This is a genomic window from Streptomyces aureus (assembly GCF_000725495.1).
GTDB classification, from domain to species: Bacteria; Actinomycetota; Actinomycetes; order Streptomycetales; family Streptomycetaceae; genus Streptomyces; species Streptomyces aureus_B.
On sequence record NZ_JNZD01000013.1, the window covers coordinates 408,450 to 427,044 of the forward strand.

The 18,595-nt window shown below is 74.8% G+C and carries 12 protein-coding genes and 1 pseudogene; 6 read left to right on the top strand and 7 right to left on the bottom strand.

Translation table 11 applies throughout. From position 1 onward, the window contains the following. Positions 1 to 62 precede the first annotated feature (62 nt). Positions 63 to 2,432 (bottom strand): protein phosphatase 2C domain-containing protein, encoded by a 2,370-nt coding sequence (locus IO36_RS49355; RefSeq protein WP_078943310.1) that lies wholly within the window; start codon positions 2,430 to 2,432, stop codon positions 63 to 65. A gap of 527 nt (positions 2,433 to 2,959) precedes the next feature. Here IO36_RS49355 and IO36_RS20230 point away from each other — a divergent pair. Both IO36_RS20230 and IO36_RS20235 read left to right on the top strand, forming a co-directional pair. Further along, positions 2,960 to 3,940: a TrmB family transcriptional regulator gene (locus tag IO36_RS20230; RefSeq protein WP_037621740.1), complete on the top strand. Its 981-nt coding sequence runs from the start codon at positions 2,960 to 2,962 to the stop codon at positions 3,938 to 3,940. Between the two features lie 36 nt (positions 3,941 to 3,976). Further along, entirely contained in the window at positions 3,977 to 4,459 is a 483-nt protein-coding gene (locus IO36_RS20235) for a DUF456 domain-containing protein (protein WP_037621741.1), read from the top strand. A 49-nt stretch (positions 4,460 to 4,508) separates the two neighbouring features. Here IO36_RS20235 and IO36_RS20240 read toward each other — a convergent pair whose 3' ends face one another. Then, entirely contained in the window at positions 4,509 to 5,888 is a 1,380-nt protein-coding gene (locus IO36_RS20240; RefSeq protein ID WP_078943311.1) for an SGNH/GDSL hydrolase family protein, read from the bottom strand. Positions 5,889 to 6,170: 282 nt separating this feature from the next. Here IO36_RS20240 and IO36_RS20245 point away from each other — a divergent pair, with 282 nt between their 5' ends. Further along, positions 6,171 to 6,539 carry a PPOX class F420-dependent oxidoreductase gene (locus tag IO36_RS20245; protein ID WP_107065755.1) on the top strand — a complete coding sequence of 123 codons (369 nt, stop codon included), beginning with the start codon at positions 6,171 to 6,173 and terminating at the stop codon, positions 6,537 to 6,539. 286 nt (positions 6,540 to 6,825) lie between these two features. On the opposite strand, the gene IO36_RS20250 is transcribed toward IO36_RS20245, so the two are convergent. From IO36_RS20250 to IO36_RS20265, 4 genes are all read right to left on the bottom strand, one after another. Then, on the bottom strand, positions 6,826 to 8,265 hold the full coding sequence (locus IO36_RS20250) for a DNA-3-methyladenine glycosylase 2 family protein (protein ID WP_037621743.1): 1,440 nt from the start codon (positions 8,263 to 8,265) through the stop codon (positions 6,826 to 6,828). Positions 8,266 to 8,572: 307 nt separating this feature from the next. Beyond that, complete coding sequence (gene rsgA, locus IO36_RS20255; protein ID WP_037621744.1) at positions 8,573 to 9,688, bottom strand: ribosome small subunit-dependent GTPase A; 1,116 nt, start codon at positions 9,686 to 9,688, stop codon at positions 8,573 to 8,575. Between the two features lie 296 nt (positions 9,689 to 9,984). Then, complete coding sequence (locus IO36_RS20260; protein WP_037621745.1) at positions 9,985 to 11,496, bottom strand: cellulose-binding domain-containing protein; 1,512 nt, start codon at positions 11,494 to 11,496, stop codon at positions 9,985 to 9,987. Between the two features lie 495 nt (positions 11,497 to 11,991). Continuing rightward, a complete protein-coding gene (locus IO36_RS20265) occupies positions 11,992 to 13,314 on the bottom strand; it encodes a radical SAM protein (RefSeq protein WP_037621746.1) in 1,323 nt (440 codons plus the stop codon). A gap of 162 nt (positions 13,315 to 13,476) precedes the next feature. Between IO36_RS20265 and IO36_RS20270 the strand changes: the two are divergent. Next, a pseudogene (locus IO36_RS20270) lies at positions 13,477 to 14,324 on the top strand (alpha/beta fold hydrolase). A 195-nt stretch (positions 14,325 to 14,519) separates the two neighbouring features. Here IO36_RS20270 and IO36_RS20275 read toward each other — a convergent pair. Then, a complete protein-coding gene (locus IO36_RS20275) occupies positions 14,520 to 15,506 on the bottom strand; it encodes a hydroxyacid dehydrogenase (protein WP_037622008.1) in 987 nt (328 codons plus the stop codon). A 413-nt stretch (positions 15,507 to 15,919) separates the two neighbouring features. Between IO36_RS20275 and IO36_RS20280 the strand changes: the two genes are divergently transcribed. Together IO36_RS20280 and IO36_RS20285 are read left to right on the top strand one after the other, a co-directional pair. Further along, the gene (locus IO36_RS20280) at positions 15,920 to 17,170 is read left to right on the top strand and encodes an FAD-binding protein (protein ID WP_037621747.1); all 1,251 of its coding nucleotides are present in this window, start codon (positions 15,920 to 15,922) and stop codon (positions 17,168 to 17,170) included. 108 nt (positions 17,171 to 17,278) lie between these two features. Beyond that, complete coding sequence (locus tag IO36_RS20285) at positions 17,279 to 18,526, top strand: ROK family transcriptional regulator (protein ID WP_037621748.1); 1,248 nt, start codon at positions 17,279 to 17,281, stop codon at positions 18,524 to 18,526. The last annotated feature ends 69 nt before the right edge of the window (positions 18,527 to 18,595 follow it).

The window sequence follows — 18,595 nt, forward strand, 5'->3', positions numbered from 1 at the left end:
CCGGGTCCCCTCCTCCACCCGGCGGCTCGTCCCTCGGTTCCATGAATTCACACCGGGCGCGGTTACGCCTCCCACACGGCGGCGGCCGTCCGGTCGTCGGCGTACCCCTTGACCCGCACGGAGGCGTCCGCGAGGAACGCGGCGAGGCCCGGCGGCTCCCCCTCCGCCCAGCGGGTCGTCAGGTGCTCGGCCAGTTCGGGCTCGCCGCGCAACGGCTCCGCGAGACCGCCCGTGCACAGCAGGAGCGTGTCACCCGGGCGGGCGACGGAGGCCCGGAACCGGAAGGGGGCCCCCGGCGGCCGGGGAGCGGGCTCGTACGGGCTCGGCGGTGTCGTGATGCCCAGGTCCATGGTGAGCCGGTCGCCCCCGGGGGTCTCGTGCGGCGGCGATCCGAAGCCGACGACGGGCTCCCCGGCCGTGTCGGTGACCCGGGGCTCGATGTCCTGCCACTCGCCGTCCCGTAGCCGGAACAGTCCGCCCGCGCCGACGCCGAAGAAGACCCGCGTCCGGCACTGGGGATCGGCGGGCAGCAGCAGACAGCGCAGGCCCGCGGTGTACTCCTCCGGTTCGACGCCCTGCTCCGCCGCGCTCGCCCGCAGCTTGCCGAGGCTGCGGTCGGTGAGCCGGTGCAGTCCCGACTTCAGCTCGCCGCGCCGGGCGGCCCTGATGTCCTCGGAGAGCCGTTCGTGGCTGCGTCCGACGGCCTGCCCGATCCATCGGCACGCCTCCGCCGCGGCGCGGTGCGCGCCCGAGGTGGCGCGCGCGCCGGTCGCCATCGCCACCAGGACGAGTGCCTGCTCGCCGGTGCCGAACCGGGCGGTGAGCAGCGCGTCCCGGCGCGGCTCGCCCCGGTAGCGCGCGGAGTCCCCGCGCAGGGACACGGCCCGCAGCGTGCTCGCCCCGTACCGCGCTCCGTCCAGCACGGTGTCGGCGACCAGGTCACCGAGCTCGTCGGGCTCGGCGGGCGGCAGCGCGGTCGGTTCGGGGGCGTAGGTGGGCGGCCCGGAGCCGACGTGACCGGCGGGGGGCGGCGGTTCCACGACGGACAGGACCGTCTCCCGGGGCCCGGCCTCCGCCTGGTCCCCGGGGGGCGCCTCGGGCGGGGGCGTGCGGAAGCCGCCGGTGGTGCTGGGCAGGACGTCCGCCCCGGGCTCCGGGGGTACGGCGGGCGCGGACACGGGTTCCGGCGACCCGTCCGACGGCGCCCTCGACGCGGGCACCCGGTCGGACGCGGGGGCGGAGGGCACCGCGCTCCGGGCGTCCCGGGGCGTGTGCGGGGCGGGTTCCCGGGGGGTGTGCGGTGCTTGTTCCCGAGGAGCGGACGCCGATGGTTCCGGGCCGGCCGGCGGGGACGCGGGCGCGGCCGGGGCGGGGCGCGGAAGGTCCCAGGACGGGGGCTCCCAGGGAGTGGGCTCCCAGTGGGTGGGCTCCCAGGAGCCGGGGTCGGAGGGGCTGGAATCAGAGGGGCCGGGTGCTGGGGAGCCGGGACCGGAGGAGCAGGGATCCGAGGAGGGCGTCGGCCGGGCGGGCGCGCCCGTGTCCGCGCCGGGCCCCGTCACCGGTCCTCGCTCCCAGCGGCCCGGCCGGGCCATCGGCTCGTCGGACGGCGCCGGCCCGGACGGGGTCGGTCGCGACGGGGTCGGTCCGGACGGGTTCGGGCCGGGCGCGGCGGAGGGCCGTTCGGACGAGTACGGGCCCGGCGCGGTGGGAGGCAGCTCGGGAGGGTTCGGACCCGGCGCGGCGGGCGGCCGTTCGGGCAGGGGCGGACCCGACTCTGCGGAAGGCCGTTCGGACCGGTACTGGTCCGGCGCGGCGGAAGGCCGTTCAGGCGGGTTCGGGCCGGGCGCTGCGGAAGGCGGGTTCGGGCCGGGCGCGGCCGGAGGCAGCTCGGACGAGTACGGGCCCGGTGCGCCGGGAGGCCGTTCGGGCGGCAGGGGGCGTGCCGTCCCCGAGTCGGGGGTGGCGGGCCCCGGTACGACGGGAGGCCGCTCGGGGCGCGGCGGGCCGCCGGGAGCACGGGTGCCGGGCCCCGGGGCGGACGCCCCGCCCGCCGCGGACCTCGGATCGGGACCGGCCCCGGCGTCCGACGACGGGCGCCGTCCGCCCGGTACGCGCGGCACGTCCGGCCCCGGACGGCGGTCCGGTGCGGGCGGCAGGTGGGACGGGGGCCTTCCCGTGGACGCGGATGCGGGCCCGGGCTCCGACGGGGTCCGCGCACCGGACCCTGCCCTCCGCCCGGGCACGGGCCGGGTGTCCCGCCCGGATTCCGGGCCCCTGTCCAGCCCGTCCCCGAGTGTCCCCGACGCCGACGCGAACCGGTCGTCGAGGGAGTCGGCCACGGGCGCGGGCCCCGTGTCCTCGGTGGAGTCGTCGTACAACTGCCGCCACCAGTCGTCCTCGTGACCGGTGGGCCTGTCCCCCTGCTGGCTCATGCCCCCGATTGTCCACCGAGACGGCGGGTTGAAAACGGGGCATCCGGAAAAACCGGCCAAGGTGCGGGCCGTCGAACGGCGCGCCGCGTGAACGCTCGAACGGGGATCCGCACCGGTGCGGGCGGACGCGTGGCCGCCGGGCGGTCCCACCCCCCACGGGAGAACCGCCCGGCGGCGTCCGGAGGGCCGCCCCCGCGCACGCGGTGGACCGGCCGGGCCGCGGTCCGGACGGCCAAGTCGCCGTCGAGGCCGTCCGGTTCGGCACCGGCTCGGCCCTCGCGGCGGCCGGCCGCCGCGACCCCGCGCGCTCCGGGGCGGGTTCACCCGCAGCGCGGGCGACGGACCCGCGTACGAACGAAGGAACCGGTCGGCACCTCGTCGTCCCGCCCGGGCAGCTCGGTGACGTGAGCTTGTCAGAGGGGCGGGGGGTACGGCGATGATGTGCCGCGGCGGGTTTGCGCCGTGGCCGATTTCCGCCACGGCCGGGCCGGCCGGCCGGAACGCATCCGAGGGAGGGGCTACTCCGCATGCTGGGAGCGATAGGTCTGGACGAGACCCACGAGTCGGCGTACCGCGCGCTGGTGTCCGCGGGCGCCGCCGAGGTGCCCGATCTGGCGCGCCGGCTCACGCTCGGTGAGCACGAGACGGAGCGCGCCCTGCGCCGGCTGGAGCTGAACGGCCTGGCCGCCCAGTCCTCGGCGCGGCCCGGACGCTGGGTCGCGGCCCCGCCCGGGGTCGCGCTGGGCGCGCTGCTCACCCAGCGGCGCCACGAACTGGAGAAGGCGGAACTGGCGGCCGCGCTGCTGGCCGAGGAGTACCGCGGCACCGCCGCCGAACCGGCGGTGCACGACCTGGTCGAGGTGGTGATCGGCGCCGCGGCGGTCTCACAGCGCTTCCTTCAGCTCCAGCTCGGCGCCGTCGAGGAGGTGTGCGCGCTGGTCACGGGCACCCCGATGGTGGTGTCCGGCGCGGACAACGACGCCGAGGAACAGGCCGCGGGCCGGGGCGTCCGCTACCGCGTGGTCGTCGAGCGGTCCGTGCTCGACCAGCCGGCCGGGATCACCGAGCTGTCGGCCGCGCTCGGCCGCGACGAGCAGGTGCGGGTCCTGGACCGCGTGCCGACCAAGCTGGTGATCGCCGACCAGACGCTCGCGATGGTGCCGCTCACCTCGCACACCGCCGAGCCGGCCGCGCTGGTCGTGCACGCGAGCGGGCTCCTGGAACTGCTGTCGGGGCTGTTCCGGTCGGTGTGGCGGGAGGCGCTGCCGCTGCGGCTGGGCAGCCGGGGCGTACTGGAGCAGGAACCGGACGGACCGGACACCACCGACCTGGAGATCCTCTCCCTGCTCCTCGCCGGTCTGACCGACGCGAGCGTCGCCAAACAGCTCGACCTGGGCCTCAGGACGGTGCAGCGCCGGGTCAAGCGGCTGATGGAGCTGACGGGCGTGACGACCCGGCTGCAACTGGGCTGGCACGCGTACGAGCGGGGCTGGGTGGCGCGAGGCTGACCTGCGCGCTCCCGTCGGCTCGGGCAGGCTGGGCAGATGGGAGTGTGGGAACTCCTGCTGGTCGGCGTGGTGATGCTGTTCGGCCTGGTCGGAGTACTGGTGCCCGGTCTGCCGGGGTCGTGGCTCGTCTGGGCCGCCGTGCTGTGGTGGGCGCTGAGCTACCCGCAGGCGCTGTCCTGGGCCGTCCTGGTGGCCTCGACGGCGGTCCTGCTGCTCTCCCAGGCCGTCCGCTGGATGCTGCCGCCACGACGGCTGCGGGAGAGCGGCGCCACCACCCGAATGGCGGTATTCGCTGGGGGCGGCTCCTTCCTGGGCTTCTTCCTGGTCCCGGTGATCGGCGCCGTGGCCGGTTTCGTCGGCGGGATCTACCTCAGCGAACGGCTGCGCCTCGGCGGCCACGGCCCGGCGAAGGCCGCGGTGCGCACCGCGATGCGGGCGGGCGGCTGGAGCGTGCTGACGGAACTGTTCGCCTGCCTGCTGATCATGGGCGCGTGGCTGGGCGCGGTGATCTGGGGCTAGGGCGTTCAGGGGTCGGCTGCCCGGTGCCGGGTCTCCCCGGTTCGGTGTCCTACGCCGGGTTCCGAGGACCCGGCGCCCGGAGTCCGAGTCCGGTTTCGGGTACCTGGCGTCCGGCGTCACGGGTCGGGTGCCAGGCGTCCAGGGCCTGGGGGCCGGTGTCCGGGGCCTGGGGACCGTTGCTCGGGGTCAGCAGGGACCGGAGGTCGATCGTGTCGGCGAGCGCGCGCATGCCGGCGTCGTTGAAGTGCAGGTGGTCCCCGGGGTCGTAGGCCGGCAGGATCCGGTCCGGGCGGGCCGGGTCGCGGACGGCGGCGTCCATGTCCGCGACGGCGTCAAAGATCCCCCGGGCGCGGATGGCGGCGTTGACGGCCTGCCGCACGGCCTCGCGGGCCGGGGTGTACGCGGCGTGACCGCCGTACGGGGTGATCGTGCCGCCGACGACCCGGATGCCGCGGGCGTGGGCGCGGCGCACCACGAGCCGGTAGGCGTCCTCCAGCGTGCGGGGGTCCGACTGCTCCGGGGTTCCCTTGATGTCGTTGACGCCCTCCAGCACGATCAGCGCCCGGACGCCCGCTCGGGAGAGGACGTCGGCGTCCAGACGGGCCAGCGCGTTCGGGCCCCGCCCGTCGAGCAGGAGACGGTTCCCGGCGATCCCCGCGTTGAGGACGCCGGGCCTGCGGTGTGCCGGAAGTCCGCGCAGCCGGGCGGCGAGCAGGTCGGGCCAGCGGTGGTTGGCGTCGGGCGAGGAGCCGGTTCCGTCGGTGATCGAGTCACCGAGCGCGACGACACTGCCGGCAGCCGGGGCTCCGAGCACGTCGACCCCCGTCACGTAGTACCAGCTGCCCACGGTGGCGGTGTACCCGGCGCCGCTCTCCTCCGCGGTCCGGTCGCCCACGGGGGCGACGAAGTTCGTCTGGAGCGCGGAGCGGTGGTAGGCCACCGGGCCCGAATCGCCAGGGGTGTGCACCGAGACCAGCAGGTTGGCGTCGGCGGGGACGCGCAGCGCGACGGGGTCGCTGACCAGGTCCCGGCCGGCCGGAACGGTGACCGACCCGGAGCCCCCGAAGGTGACCGTGCGCAGGGAGCCCGCGCGGGCCCGGGGGCTTCCCGGTTCGCCGGGCTGCTGGAGCGCCAGGGTCACGGAGCCGAGCCGGAGCGGCCGGGTGCCGAGCCGGTTGGAGAGCCGGACACGGGCGGCCCGGCCGCCGACGCTGGTGTGGACGACGTTGCGGACCGAGGCGCCGGGCGGCGCGGGCACGGTGCCGGAGGCCGCCGCCTCCCAGGTTCCCGTCCAGACCCCGGGCCGGGGGCGGGGGGCCGGTGACGGGGCTCCGGGGGCTGGGATCGCCGCGGCGGCACCCGTCGAGGTGAGGACCAGGGCGGTCGCGAGGGGGACGAGAAGACGCCGGTACGTGATCGCTCGGGACATGGGGCGATCGATTCCCCGCCCCCGCACCACGGCATCACATGATCACACCGCCGGACGCGCCCGAACGGGCGGGCCGGACGGCCGGGGCCGGACGGGTCTCTCCTCCCCCGGTCCTAGGGCCTGTCTGACAATTCGCGTCGTCGCCCGGAGGGCGGCCCGGCGGCGTCAGGTACGTGCTCTCGGCGTGCCGGCCCCGCGTCGCCGGGCAGACGGGAATTGTCAGACAGGCCCTAGGTCCCCGACCCGATGCGCCGAGGGGGCGGGGCGTGTTTGGCTGCTGCCATGACCGGATTCAGTGAGGCCGAGCGCGCGTATCTGAAGTCGCAGCGGCTGGGGCGGCTGGCCACCGTCGACCCCCTCGGGCAGCCCCAGGCCAATCCCGTGGGCTTCTTCCCGCAGGAGGACGGGACGATCCTGATCGGCGGCTACTCGATGGGCACCACGAAGAAGTGGCGCAACCTCCAGAAGAACCCCAAGGTCGCGCTCGTCGTCGACGACGTCGTGAGCCTGCGGCCGTGGAAGGTGCGCGGGGTCGACATCCGCGGAGACGCGGAACTCCTCACCGGGGCCCACGACCTGGGGCCGCAGTTCAGCGAGGAACTGATCCGCATCCACCCGCGGCGCATCCACAGTTGGGGCCTCGACGACTGAACGCCCGTGCAGCTGAGCCGAGTCGAGGAACAGCCCGCGCGATCCGGGCCGCACGAGGGCGAGTTCTGCTTGCGCACCGCAGGTCGGTCACGCCACCCGAGGACGAGTTCCGCCGGGGCGGTCACGCTGTACGACGGCGAGTTCGGCCCGCGCACCCGGCGCCGTCACCTCGTACGACCGTGGGTTCGGCCCGCGCACCCGGCGCCGTACGACCGTGGGTGCGGCCCGTCCGTCCCGCGCCGTCACTCCGTACGACGGCCGGTTCCCCCGCCGCGCCCCCGGACCGTCACCCGCCCGCCGCCGCCAGATGCCGGACGGCGTACGAGCGCCAGGGTCGCCAGGTGTCCGGGGCGTCCACCCCGGGCGGGGCCACGTCCGGGTCGCCGAGGGCGCGGGCGCGGATGACGGCGACGGCACCCTCGTCCATCCCGGGCAGGGCGAGCAGCGCCGCCCGCGCCTCCTCCCGGTCAGCCCCCGGGTCCAGACGCAGGGTGCCGTCGGCGAGGGCCGCGGTCAGGGCGCCGAGCGGTCCGCCGGGCTCCGCCTCCGCGAGCACGGCGGCCTCGGGGAAGACATGGGTGAGCGTGTCGCACTCGGCGTCCAGCCGCTTCCCGTACCGCAGCACCAGCCGTCCGGCCTCCGCCTCCCCGACCAGCGCGCGGACCGCCAGCTCGTCCGGATCGGCGGTGCCCGGCGACCGCAGGCCCGGCCGTGCCGCGACCAGCGCACCCAGCACGGCGTCGGCTCCCAGCCGCTCGTCCACGGCGAACGGATCCGCGTCGAGGTCGAACAGCCGCCGCAGCCGCTGCACGGCGGTGGTGAGGTCCCTGAGGTCGGTGAGGTGCAGCCGGGCGTCGAGCCAGCCGCCGGGGTGGGCGGCGCCGGGGCCCGGTGTCGCGCCGGTCCGGCTCCTGCCGACGGCCCGGGCGCGCCCCGCCCCGGCACCCGCCCGCTCGTCGACGGCCACGATGCCGGTGCCGTACGGCAGCCGCAGCGTCCGGCGGTACGTCCGCAGGCCCCGGCCGCCGGTGACGGCCTCGATGCCGGGGACGGCCTCGGCGGCCAGCAGGTCGAAGACGGCGGCCGACTGGTAGGGGCCGCGGTGGGCGAGCCGGAGCGGGACACCCGCCGCCGGGGTCGCGGCGCTCCGCGGGGCGGGGCCGGGACGGGGAGCGGCGGCGCGCAGCTGGCTCGGCGTCGAGGCGTAGACCGTGCGGATCGTCTCGTTGAACTGGCGGACGCTGGCGAACCCGGACGCGAACGCGATCTCGGTGACGGGCAGCCCGGTGGTCTGCAGGAGCGTGCGCGCGGTGTGCGCCCGCTGGGCCCTCGCGAGGGCGACCGGACCCGCGCCGACCTCCGCCGTGAGCTGCCGCTGGACCTGGCGGGCGCTGTAGCCGAGCCGCGCGGCGAGTCCTCCGACCCCCTCGCGGTCCACGACGCCGTCGCCGATCAGGCGCATGGCCCGGCCGACGACGTCGGCCCGTACGTTCCAGGCCGCGGAGCCCGGCACGGCGTCCGGGCGGCAGCGGCGACAGGCCCGGAAGCCCGAGCCCTGCGCGGCGGCGGCCGTCGCGTAGAACCGCACGTTGTGCCGTTTGGGCGTCACCGCGGGGCAGCTGGGCCGGCAGTAGATCCCCGTCGTCCGTACGGCGAAGAAGAACTCCCCGTCGAACCGGGCGTCCCGGCTCCGCACGGCTTCGTACCTGGTGTCCTCGTCGTTCACCCTTCCAGTGTGTCCCGGCGGCCCGGCCACCGGCTGGCGGAAATCGGACACCACGCCCCGCCCCGGGACGACGCGCCCGCACGCGGCGGGGCGCGACAGATCCGGGGCGAGACGCGATGCACCGCGGACAGGGCGCCATGGCCCCGGGACGGGGACGCCCCGGACCAGAGACGGGGCGCCACGGACCCGGGACGGGGCGCCACGGACCCGAGACGGGTGACCCGGACCCGGGACAGGTGACCCGGACCCGGACCCGGGACAGGTGACCCGGTCCGGGGCGCCCCCGCCGCCCGATTACCAGCGACCGCTACCAGCGACCGCGCTTCGCCTCCATCGCGGCGCGGCCCTCCGCCCCCTTGCGCTTCCAGTCGCGGCGGATCTCGGCGCGCACCCGAGCGTCCGTCTTGGCGACGATCCGCTGGTTCTCGCGGAGCAGCTTGCGGTAGCTCTCCAGCCGCCGCTCGGGAAGTTCCCCGGCGTCGACGGCCGCCAGCACCGCGCAGCCGGGTTCGGCGACATGGGCGCAGTCCTGGAAGCGGCAGTCGGCGGCGAACTCCTCGATCTCCGAGAACACCTGCCCGACACCGCTCTCGGCGTCCCAGAGCCCGACCCCGCGCAGCCCCGGGGTGTCGATGAGGACACCGCCGCCCGGCAGCACGAGCAGATTGCGGGTCGTCGTGGTGTGGCGGCCCTTCCCGTCCATGTCACGGGTGGCCCGTACGTCCATCACGTTCTCGCCGAGCAACGCGTTGGCCAGGGTCGACTTGCCCGCGCCGGACTGGCCGAGCAGCACGGCCGTACCGCCGGCGAGCACGGCCTCGAGGACGTCGAGCCCCTCCCCCGTCTCGGAGCTGACCGCGAGCACGGGAACACCGGGAGCGGTGGTCTCCACGTCCTCGACGAGATGGGCGAGGGTCGCCGCCTGCGGGACCAGGTCGGCCTTGGTGAGGACGACCACGGGCTGTGCGCCGGACTCCCAGGCCAGCGCCAGGAAGCGCTCGACGCGGCCGAGGTCGAGCTCGACGGCGAGGGAGACGGCCACGACGGCGTGGTCGACGTTGGCGGCGAGGATCTGCCCCTCGGACCGCTTGGAGGAGGTGGAGCGCACGAAGGCCGTACGGCGCGGCAGATAAGCCTTCACATAGCGGGGGTTGCCGCCCTGTTCGACGGCGACCCAGTCACCGGTGCACACGACGCGCATCGGGTCGTGCGGGGTGACGAAGGCGGTGTCGGCGCGGATGACGCCGTCGGCGGTGGCGACGTCGCACTGGCCGCGGTCGACACGGATCACGCGTCCGGCGACGAGGCCTTCGGCGTCGTAGGGGGCGAACTCGTCCGCCCAGGCATCGTCCCAGCCGTACGGAACGAGCGGGGAGAGTCCGAGGGAGGCGGACGGGGTGGAGAAGGCGGAGCTGGAAGTCAAGGGAGACCCTTCACAAGGGCGGCCCCGGCGACGCGCACTGCGGCGCGAAGGAAGAGGAAGGTCAGCCGGCGGCCACGGAGGTGGACTTGATGAACTTCTGGATTCGGGCAGCGCCCGTCGCAAAGACAGCCATCGGTCACACCTCCTGGATCTCGCTCGAGGCCGGGCCTCGATGCCGACGCCTCGTTGTCGACGCGTGAACTGTACCGGGGCCCCCTTCGGCCCCGTCAACCGAATAAAAGACCCCCGCCGGGGTTCGGCGGGGGCGGTCGGCCGGGCCCGGCGCGCCGGCGGTGTCAGCCGGCCGTCGTGCAGTGTCCGCCGTTGAGGGTGAAGTCGTCCGGTGCCGTGTTCGCGTCGTGCCAGCTGCCGAGGAAGCCGACCGCGAAGGTGCCGCCCGCGGCGACCGACTTGTTGTAGTCGGCGGCGGTCGCCGTCACCCGGGAGCCGTCCTGGCCGACCGTGCCGTCCCACATCTGTGTGACCCGCTGGCCGTCGTCGAAGGCCCAGCCGATCTGCCAGGAGTCGAGGGCCTTGGCGGACGTCACGCTGACACTGGCCTGGAAGCCGTCGGTCCACTGGTCGACGACCGTGTACTTCACCTCGCAGGAGGCGGGGCCCTTGGTCGCCTCGGCGGGTTCCGTGGAGCCCTTGGAGCCCGGGGTCCGCCCGGTGGCGTGGGCCGGGGACGACGAGGACGTGCCCTGGGGCTCGGGGTCGGACTTCGAACCGGTGCCGGCGCTCGGGTCCACGGGCTCGGGCGAGACGAGCGCGCCCTCGGCGCGCCGGGTCGCCGGCGGGGAAGAGACGGCGGGGTCGGCCACCGGCCGGCCGTCGGCCGCCTCTCCGCGCGCGGAGACGTCGTGGTCGTTCCCGGAGCCGAAGGGCATCAGGGAGACGGTGAGGGCGAGCCCGGAGACGATGACGGCGGCGACGAGCAGGCCGGTGCGGCCGATCCGGGGCGCGGCCTCCTTGTTCTCGGCGAGCCCGGTGTCGGCGGCCGCGTCCGTACGCCCGCCGGCGAGCCCCGCCTCCGCGGCACGGCGCCTGCGTTCCAGATAGGCGAGGCCGCCCCAGCCGATGACGCCGCCCGCGAGGGCCGCGGGCAGTCCGCCGCCGTGCAGCCGCAGACAGGCCGCGGCCTCCGCGCACTCCACGCACCGGGCGAGATGCTGGGAGAGGTCCTCGGGCGTCTCGGCACCCGGCGAGCGGGTGACCGCGTCGAGCAGCCGCGCGTAGCTGCGGCACTGCGCGTCCATCGGGGTGTCGAGGTGGTTGCGGTGGCACCGGTCCCTGAACAGCGCCCGCACCTGGCCGAGTTCCTCGGCCGCGGCGACCGGGTCGAGCCCGAGCCGCCGGGCCACCGCGGGCAGCGGCAGCGCCTCCACCTCGACCAGCCACAGCAGGGCCGCGTCGGGTTCCTGGAGGTCCCTCAGACCGCGCAGCGCGACCGGGCGGTGGAGCGGGGGGCCGGTGTAGCGGGCGGCCTTCTCGGAGTTGAGCCACAGCCGGAGGTCCGGGTCCAGCCGGTGCCCCTGGCCGTGCGCCTCCCAGGCGGCGGCGGTGGTCCGCACGGAGTTCAACAGCATCGGGATCCGGGGCAGTTGGGGATTCCGGCGGCCGGTGGTCTTCGTGCGGGCCGAGACGGAGCGGGCCTCGTGGATGCCGTGGGTGAACGCCTCCGTGGCGAGCTGCGTGGCCGCGGCGGACCCGGACGTGCACAGGTCGGCGTACGACAGGACGGCGTCCCAGCATTCCGAGAACAGCGCGGCCTCGGCGGCGTCCTGGGGGGTCGGCAGGTCTGGCATGGGGGCTCCTGCATCCACGGCTTCCGCGTGCAACGTCGGACAACGCCCAACTCGCCGGTTTTCAGACAGAGTTGGGGGCCTTCAAAACAACGGGCCAGAGCCTTTCACGCTTTCGACACAACTGACAAGCGACGTCGTCACATCATGCGGTCGCGCGATCACGGGACGGACCGCCGAACACCGGCGGGCCGAAACCTGGTGTCCGCGGCCCGGGGTGGCCCTCGGTCGCCCGCGCCGGGACTCCGGTGGCCAGAGTGTCGTACGGAAGGCGTCCAAGAGGGGAACCGATCACTCCAACCTTCACAGGACCCGCCATTCCGCGGCGTGGCAGACCGGGCGCGAAGGGGCCGCACCGGGCGCAACGGGGCACGACGCCCGCGGCCGGACGCCTACGGCACAGGACGCCTACGGCCGGACCCGACGGGACACGACGCGTACGGCCCGGACGCCGACGGGGCGTCCGGGCCGTACGGGTGCGCCCTCGGGGGCGCCGGGTCACACCTGGGAGACCGGCTCCTGCGCGGGCAGGCTGTCCATGAAGGAGCTGACGGAGAAGACCGCGCGGCCGGGACCGGGCTCGCCGTACCCGGGCGGCGACTGGAGCCCGAAGTCGTCCATCGTGGCGCGGTAGGCCTCGAGCAGCCGGATGTGGTACTCCAGCGGCGCACCGTTCGGGTTCGCCTTGCCGAGCGGGGTGGTCGGCTCCGGGCACCAGGTGGTGAAGCGGGGCGTGATGCCGTGCGACATGAAGAACCGCAGGCCCTCGGTCGTCGACGCGATCGCCTCGTCGACACTGGTGAAGCCGAAGGGCTCGGCCATCTCCACGCCCGCGACGAAGTTCGGGATCACATTGCGGGCGCCGAAGATCTCCGCGGAGTCGAGGATGCGCTTGTGCCACTCGTCCCGGCCGACGTAACGCTCCTTGCCGGGGCAGTACAGCTCGAACAGCCGGCGGTCCCACACCTCGTAGTTCGGGTGGTAGATCTGCACGCCGTAGTCCTTGAAGCGCTGGACGTCGTCGCGCGGCAGCGCCTGGGCCACCACCTTGCCGATCCAGCGCCCGGGGAACCTCTCCTCGATGGCCTTGGCGTAGTGGCCGTAGAAATCGGCCTCGTCGCGGCCGGCGACCGTCTTGGTGATCGCTCCGCCGGTGAGCGTGTACGCCGTCGACGCCTTCGCGGTGTCGTACCGGTCGATGATCTCCAGGGCCTCCAGGACCTCCTCGACGTCCTTCACCCCGGTGTAGGGACGGCCCGCCGCCTTGTGCTGGCGCCAGTTGTGGTTGATGTCGCAGTACTGGCACTCCTCCTTGGCGCCGAAGTACTGGCAGACGCGGAAGACGGTGAGGTAGATGAGATAGCCCCACTGGATCGTCGGGGCCACCTCCATCACGGACTTCCCGTTCGAGAGGGTGTGCCGGTAGTACTCGGGCATCGGCGGCACGCCGACGTCGGAGATCCGCTTCCCGTCCAGGTACAGCCCGAGGACGCCCTCGTCGTCGGCGGCCACGCGGTACGGCGAGGCGGGATTGACCCGCACGGACACGACCGTCCGGCGCAGGTCGTACGGGCCGCCCGTGAGGATGATCTCCTCCGGCGGACGCCGGAGCGCGGCCTCGCCCAGCTCGGGCAGGGTGCCGTGGTCGAAGGAGAAGATGAAGTACGACTTCGGTTTGACCTCGCCGCTCTCGTTGTCGCTGAGCGCGGACGCGTCGAAGGCCACGCCCCCGCGCAGCAGGTCCTCCTTGATGACGGCTTCCCGCGGCACGTGCGGGAACCGCTCCATCAGATCCTCGACCAGCGCGGTGCGGCTGCCCATCCCGTTCTCCTCGCTCCCGACCTGCTTCGTCTGTCGTGTTCGACTCCTCACGGTATGCCCCCGCCCGGACATCGGCCGTGCCGGGTCCCCCGTGCCGCGCGGGGCCGCCCCGGCCCGGGATCTCGTTTGCTCCGTCCGGGCGCCGCTGCGAGAGTCGTCGCCATGCCTTCCTTCCTCGCGTACGACGGGACCGAGCTGGCTTTCGACACCTCGGGGGACGGTCCGCCCCTGGTGTGTCTGCCCGGCGGCCCGATGCAGGACAGCGACTACCTCGGGAATCTGGGCGGGCTGTCCGCCCACCGGCGGCTGATCATGGCGGATCCGCGCGGGACCGGCGGGTCGGCGGTCCCGGCGGACCCCGGCTCGTACCGCTGCGACCGGCAGGTCGACGACGTCGAGGCCCTGCGCGAGCACCTCGGGCTCGACCGGATGGACCTGCTCGCGCACTCCGCCGGGACGAACCTCGCGGTGCTCTACGCCCAGCGCCACCCGGAGCGCGTCGGACGCCTCGCGCTGATCACGCCGAGCGTCTACGCCGTCGGGGTCGAGGTCACCGGCGAGGTCCGGCGGGAGACGGCGCTGCTGCGCAAGGGCGAGCCCTGGTTCCCCGAGGCGTTCGCGGCGCTGGAGGCGATCGTCGCCGGGAACGGTGACGCCGCCGCCTTCGCGGCCATCGCCCCCTTCTGGTACGGACGTTGGGACGCGGCCGCCCGGGCCCACCGGGACGCGGAGGACACGCACCGCAACCAGGAGGCCGCGGCCCGCTTCTCCGACGGCGCCTTCGACCCGGACGCCACCCGGGTAGCGCTGGCCCGTCTGGCGTCCCCGGTGCTCGTCCTCGCCGGGGAGCTCGACCTGAACTCGCCGGCGCCGGCGATGGCCGAGGTCGCCGCCCTGTTCCCGCACGCCGAGCTGGTCGTCCAGCCCGGGGCCGGCACTTCCCCTGGCTCGACGATCCGGCGCGGTTCGCGGCGACGACGGAGGCGTTCCTGGGCGGGACCACCAGCTGACGGCCCGGGCGAGCCCCGTCGATCCGGGCGAGCCCCGTCGATCCGGGCGAGCCCCGTCGATCCGGGCGAGCCCCGTCGGTCCGGGCGGGCCCCGTCGGTCCGGCTGCCGCCTGACAGTCCGAACGGCCCTTGACGGTCCGGCCGCAAACTGACGGTCCGGGCCGCGGAGTCGGCCGGACCGTGCGCGCCGCACCGTCAGGCCGTCCGGCCCAGCGTCCCGGGGTCGACCGGGAACTCCGGCGCCCGCCCGGACAGCAGGCGTTCGGCCTCCCGGACCACGGTCAGGCCGAGGCGGGCGACCTCGTTGCCCTGCGAACCCGCGAGGTGGGGTGTGACGAAGGCGTTCGGGAGGTCGTACAGCGGGGAGTCGGCGGGCAGCGGTTCGGGGTCGGTGACGTCGAGGATCGCGCTGACGTGCCCGGCGCGCAGCGCCTCGACCAGGGCGTCGTGATCGACCAGGGAGCCGCGCGCGGTGTTGACGAGCACCGATCCGGCGGGCATCAGGGCGAGTTCGCGGCGGCCGATCAGATGCCGGGTCTCCGGCGTCTGCGGGGCGTGGACCGTGACGACGTCGCTGCCGGTCAGCAGGTCGTCGAGCGGTAGCAGGGGAACGTCGAGGGCGGCCGCCCCGGCCTCGTCGACGTAGGGGTCGGCGAGGCTCACGGCCAGGTCGAAGGGCCGGAGCAGTTCGATGAGGCGCCGCCCGATGAGGGAGGCGCCGACGACGCCGACCCGGCGGCCGAAGTTGCCGATGCCGGGAATGATCCCGCCGTGGGGGAAGGCCCGTTCGGCGCGCAGACGGTCCCGGAGGGCGAAGACGTCCTTGCCCGCGAGCAGGATCATGGCGAGCGTGTACTCGGCGACGGGCAGCGCGTTCGCGGCGGCGGCCGAGGAGACGACGATGCCGCGCTCCCACACCGTCGGGGTCGCGAAGCCCTTCACGGAACCGGCGGCGTGCAGGACGGCCCGCAGCTTCGGGGCCGCGTCCAGGGTCTCGGCGTCGAGCACCGGGCAGCCCCAGCCGGTGATCAGGATCTCCGTTTCGGCGAGCCTGGCCCGGGTCCGCGGTTCGGTGAAGTCGCCCGCCGCCCAGGAGGGATCGATGTCCACCAGCTCGCGCAGCCGGGCGAGGACGTCCGTCGGGAAGATCCGGGCCACGTTCTCGGGGGTCATGGCGAACATCGCCACGGGCCGCCCGGACGACTCCTCCGCAAGTGGCTCGGACGCCTGCTCCACGGCCGGCTCGGACGTCTGCTCCACGGGCCACGCGGCCCCCAGCTCCGCGGCCGGCCCGGACGGCAGCTCCGCGGCTGGTCCGGACGTCAGCTCTACGGCCGGCTCGGACGTCAGCTCCACGGCCGGCTCGGACGGCTCGACGGACGAGCTCTCGGACGGCTTCCCCACAGGACTCTCGGGCAAGAAAACGGCCTTCCGTTTCGGTGGCACCGACGACAGCAAGCGCTCTCTACGGTAGATCGCGCCACGTGAGGGGGTCAACGGACCGGTCTGCCGGCCGGAGCGGCCGACGGGGTACGTTCACCGGGTGGCCGCTGCACGGAGCCACGGACGGCGACCTCCGGGGAGGAACGACAGGGATGACTGGGACCCTGACCAACTGGGCCGGCAACATCACCTACGCGGCCGAGCAGCTGCACCGGCCCGCCTCGCTCGACGCGCTGCGGTCCCTGGTCGCGGACAGTTCCCGGGTCCGGGTGCTGGGCAGCGGGCACTCGTTCAACGAGATCGCCGACGCGGGCCCCGACGGCGTCCTGCTGTCGCTGACCGCCCTGCCTCCCTCGGTGGACGTCGACACCACGGCCCGCACGGTACGGGTCTCGGGCGGGGTCCGGTACGCCGAACTCGCCCGCCGGGTGCACGAGCACGGGCTCGCGCTGCACAACATGGCCTCGCTCCCGCACATCTCGGTGGCGGGATCGGTGGCCACGGGCACGCACGGCTCCGGGGTCACCAACGGGTCGCTCGCCGCCGCCGTCCGCGAGGTCGAGCTGGTCACGGCGGACGGCTCCGTCCTGGTCGTCGGCCGCGGCGAGGAACGCTTCGGCGGCGCCGTGACCGCGCTGGGCGCGCTCGGCGTGGTCACCGCGCTCACCCTCGACCTGGAGCCGGACTTCGAGGTGAGCCAGCACGTGTTCACCGAACTGCCGCTGGAAGGGATCGACTTCGAGACCGTCGCCGCCTCTGCGTACAGCGTCAGTCTGTTCACCGACTGGAGGCGTCCGGGCTTCCGGCAGGTGTGGCTCAAGCGGCGCACCGACCGGCCGGCGCCCGACTTCCCGTGGGCGGTGCCCGCGACCGAGGCGCTGCATCCGGTGCCGGGCATGCCCGCCCGCAACTGCACCGAGCAGCTGGGGGTTCCCGGGCCCTGGCACGAGCGGCTTCCGCACTTCCGGGCCGAGTTCACCCCGAGCAGCGGGGCCGAGTTGCAGTCCGAGTACCTGCTGGCGCGCGCGGACGCCCTGGCGGCGCTGCACGCCCTGGACGCGATCAGCGACACGATCGCGCCGGTGCTGCAGATCTGCGAGGTGCGGACGGTGGCCGCCGACGACCAGTGGCTGAGTCCCTCGTACGGCCGGGACACGGTGGCGCTGCACTTCACCTGGATCGAGGACACCGGGGCCGTCCTGCCGGTGGTACGGCGGGTGGAGCGGGCCCTGGCGCCGTTCGGGCCGCGGCCGCATTGGGGGAAGGTGTTCACGGTGCCGCCCGCGGTACTGGCCGAACGGTCGCCCCGGCTGGACGCGTTCAGGGCGCTGGCCGGTGAGCTCGACCCGGCCGGCACGTTCACGAACGCCTTCGTACGGGACGTCCTCCACCCGCTCCCGTGACCTTCCTCCAGCCCATTTCCTAACCCCTTGTCGAATCTCCCCGGCGGGCCATAGCCTGACGCCGCGCCGGGGCCGACGCGACCGGGCACGGGAGCGAGGGGGAGTCCCATGAAGCGCGGTACGTCACGCGACATCCGCACCGCGAACCGCTACGAGGTGCTGCGCCAGATCATCGCCGCGTCCCCCACCTCCCGGCAGGAACTGGCGGCGGCGACCGGGCTCAGCCTCGCGACGGTCGCCACGCTCGTCGGCGAACTGCTCGACCTGAGGATGCTGACCGAGGTCGGCTTCGAGGACTCGGCGGGCGGGCGGCCCCGCGGTCTGGTGGCGGTCAACACGGCCGGGGGCGCCCTCATCGGGGTCGACATCGCGGAGACGTACGTCCGGGTCGAGCTGTTCGACCTGGCCCTGGACGTGCTCGCCCGCGCCGACGAGGACATGCGCCCCGGCGAGAGCAGCCCGGAACAGGTGGTCGGGCATGTCGCGGCCGCCGTCGGCTCGGTGGTCGCACAGGCAGGGGTGGAGGGCGCGCGGGTCCTGGGCGTGGGCGTCAGCGTCCCCGGGCAGGTCGACCGCGACACCGGGATCGCGGAGTACGCGCCCAACTGGGACTGGCACGACGTGCCGTTGCGCGATCTGCTCGCGGAGCACATCCCCTACCCGCTCCATCTCGACAACCCGCTGCGCGCCTGTGCCGTCGCCGAGTCGTGGTTCGGCGCGGCCCGTGGGCGCGGGGACGCCGTCGTGGTCAATCTGGGCACGGGGGTGGGCGCGGGGCTGGCGCTCGGCGGCGGTCTGCACCGGGGCGTCAGCAACAGCGCGGGCGAGTGGGGGCACACCACCCTCGTGCTGGACGGGCGGCTGTGCCACTGCGGCAACCACGGCTGCGTGGAGACGTACGTCGGTGCTCCCGGCATCATGCGGAACCTGCGCGAACTGAGCCCCGGGAGCGCCCTGTTGCACCCGGAGGACCAGACCGCCACCATCGACGCCCTCGCCGCGGGCGTCGCCGCACAGGACCCGGTGGCCATCGAGGTCGTGCGCGACACCGCCCGTTACCTCGGCGCCGGGATCTCCGACCTGGTCAACCTGCTCAACCCCGAGGTGGTCGTGCTGAGCAGCTGGGTCGCTGCCGCGCTCGGGGAGCCGCTGCTGCGCGAGGTGCGCGAGGCCGTCGCCCGGCACGCGCTGCGGCGTCCGCTCGCGGCCACAGAAATCGTCCTGTCCCCCATTCCGACCGACCCGGTGTGCCTGGGCGCCGCGACGTTCGCCCTCGAAGGCGCGCTCCAGTCGGCCGGCCGACGACCGGCCGGGCGCACCGCCCCCGCCAAGGGCCGCACCGCGCCTCCGGCATGACGGGCACCCGACGCCCATGACAACCGGTCCGCTCAAGTTCCTTTGAGGGCCGGCGAGTTGATTCGCCCG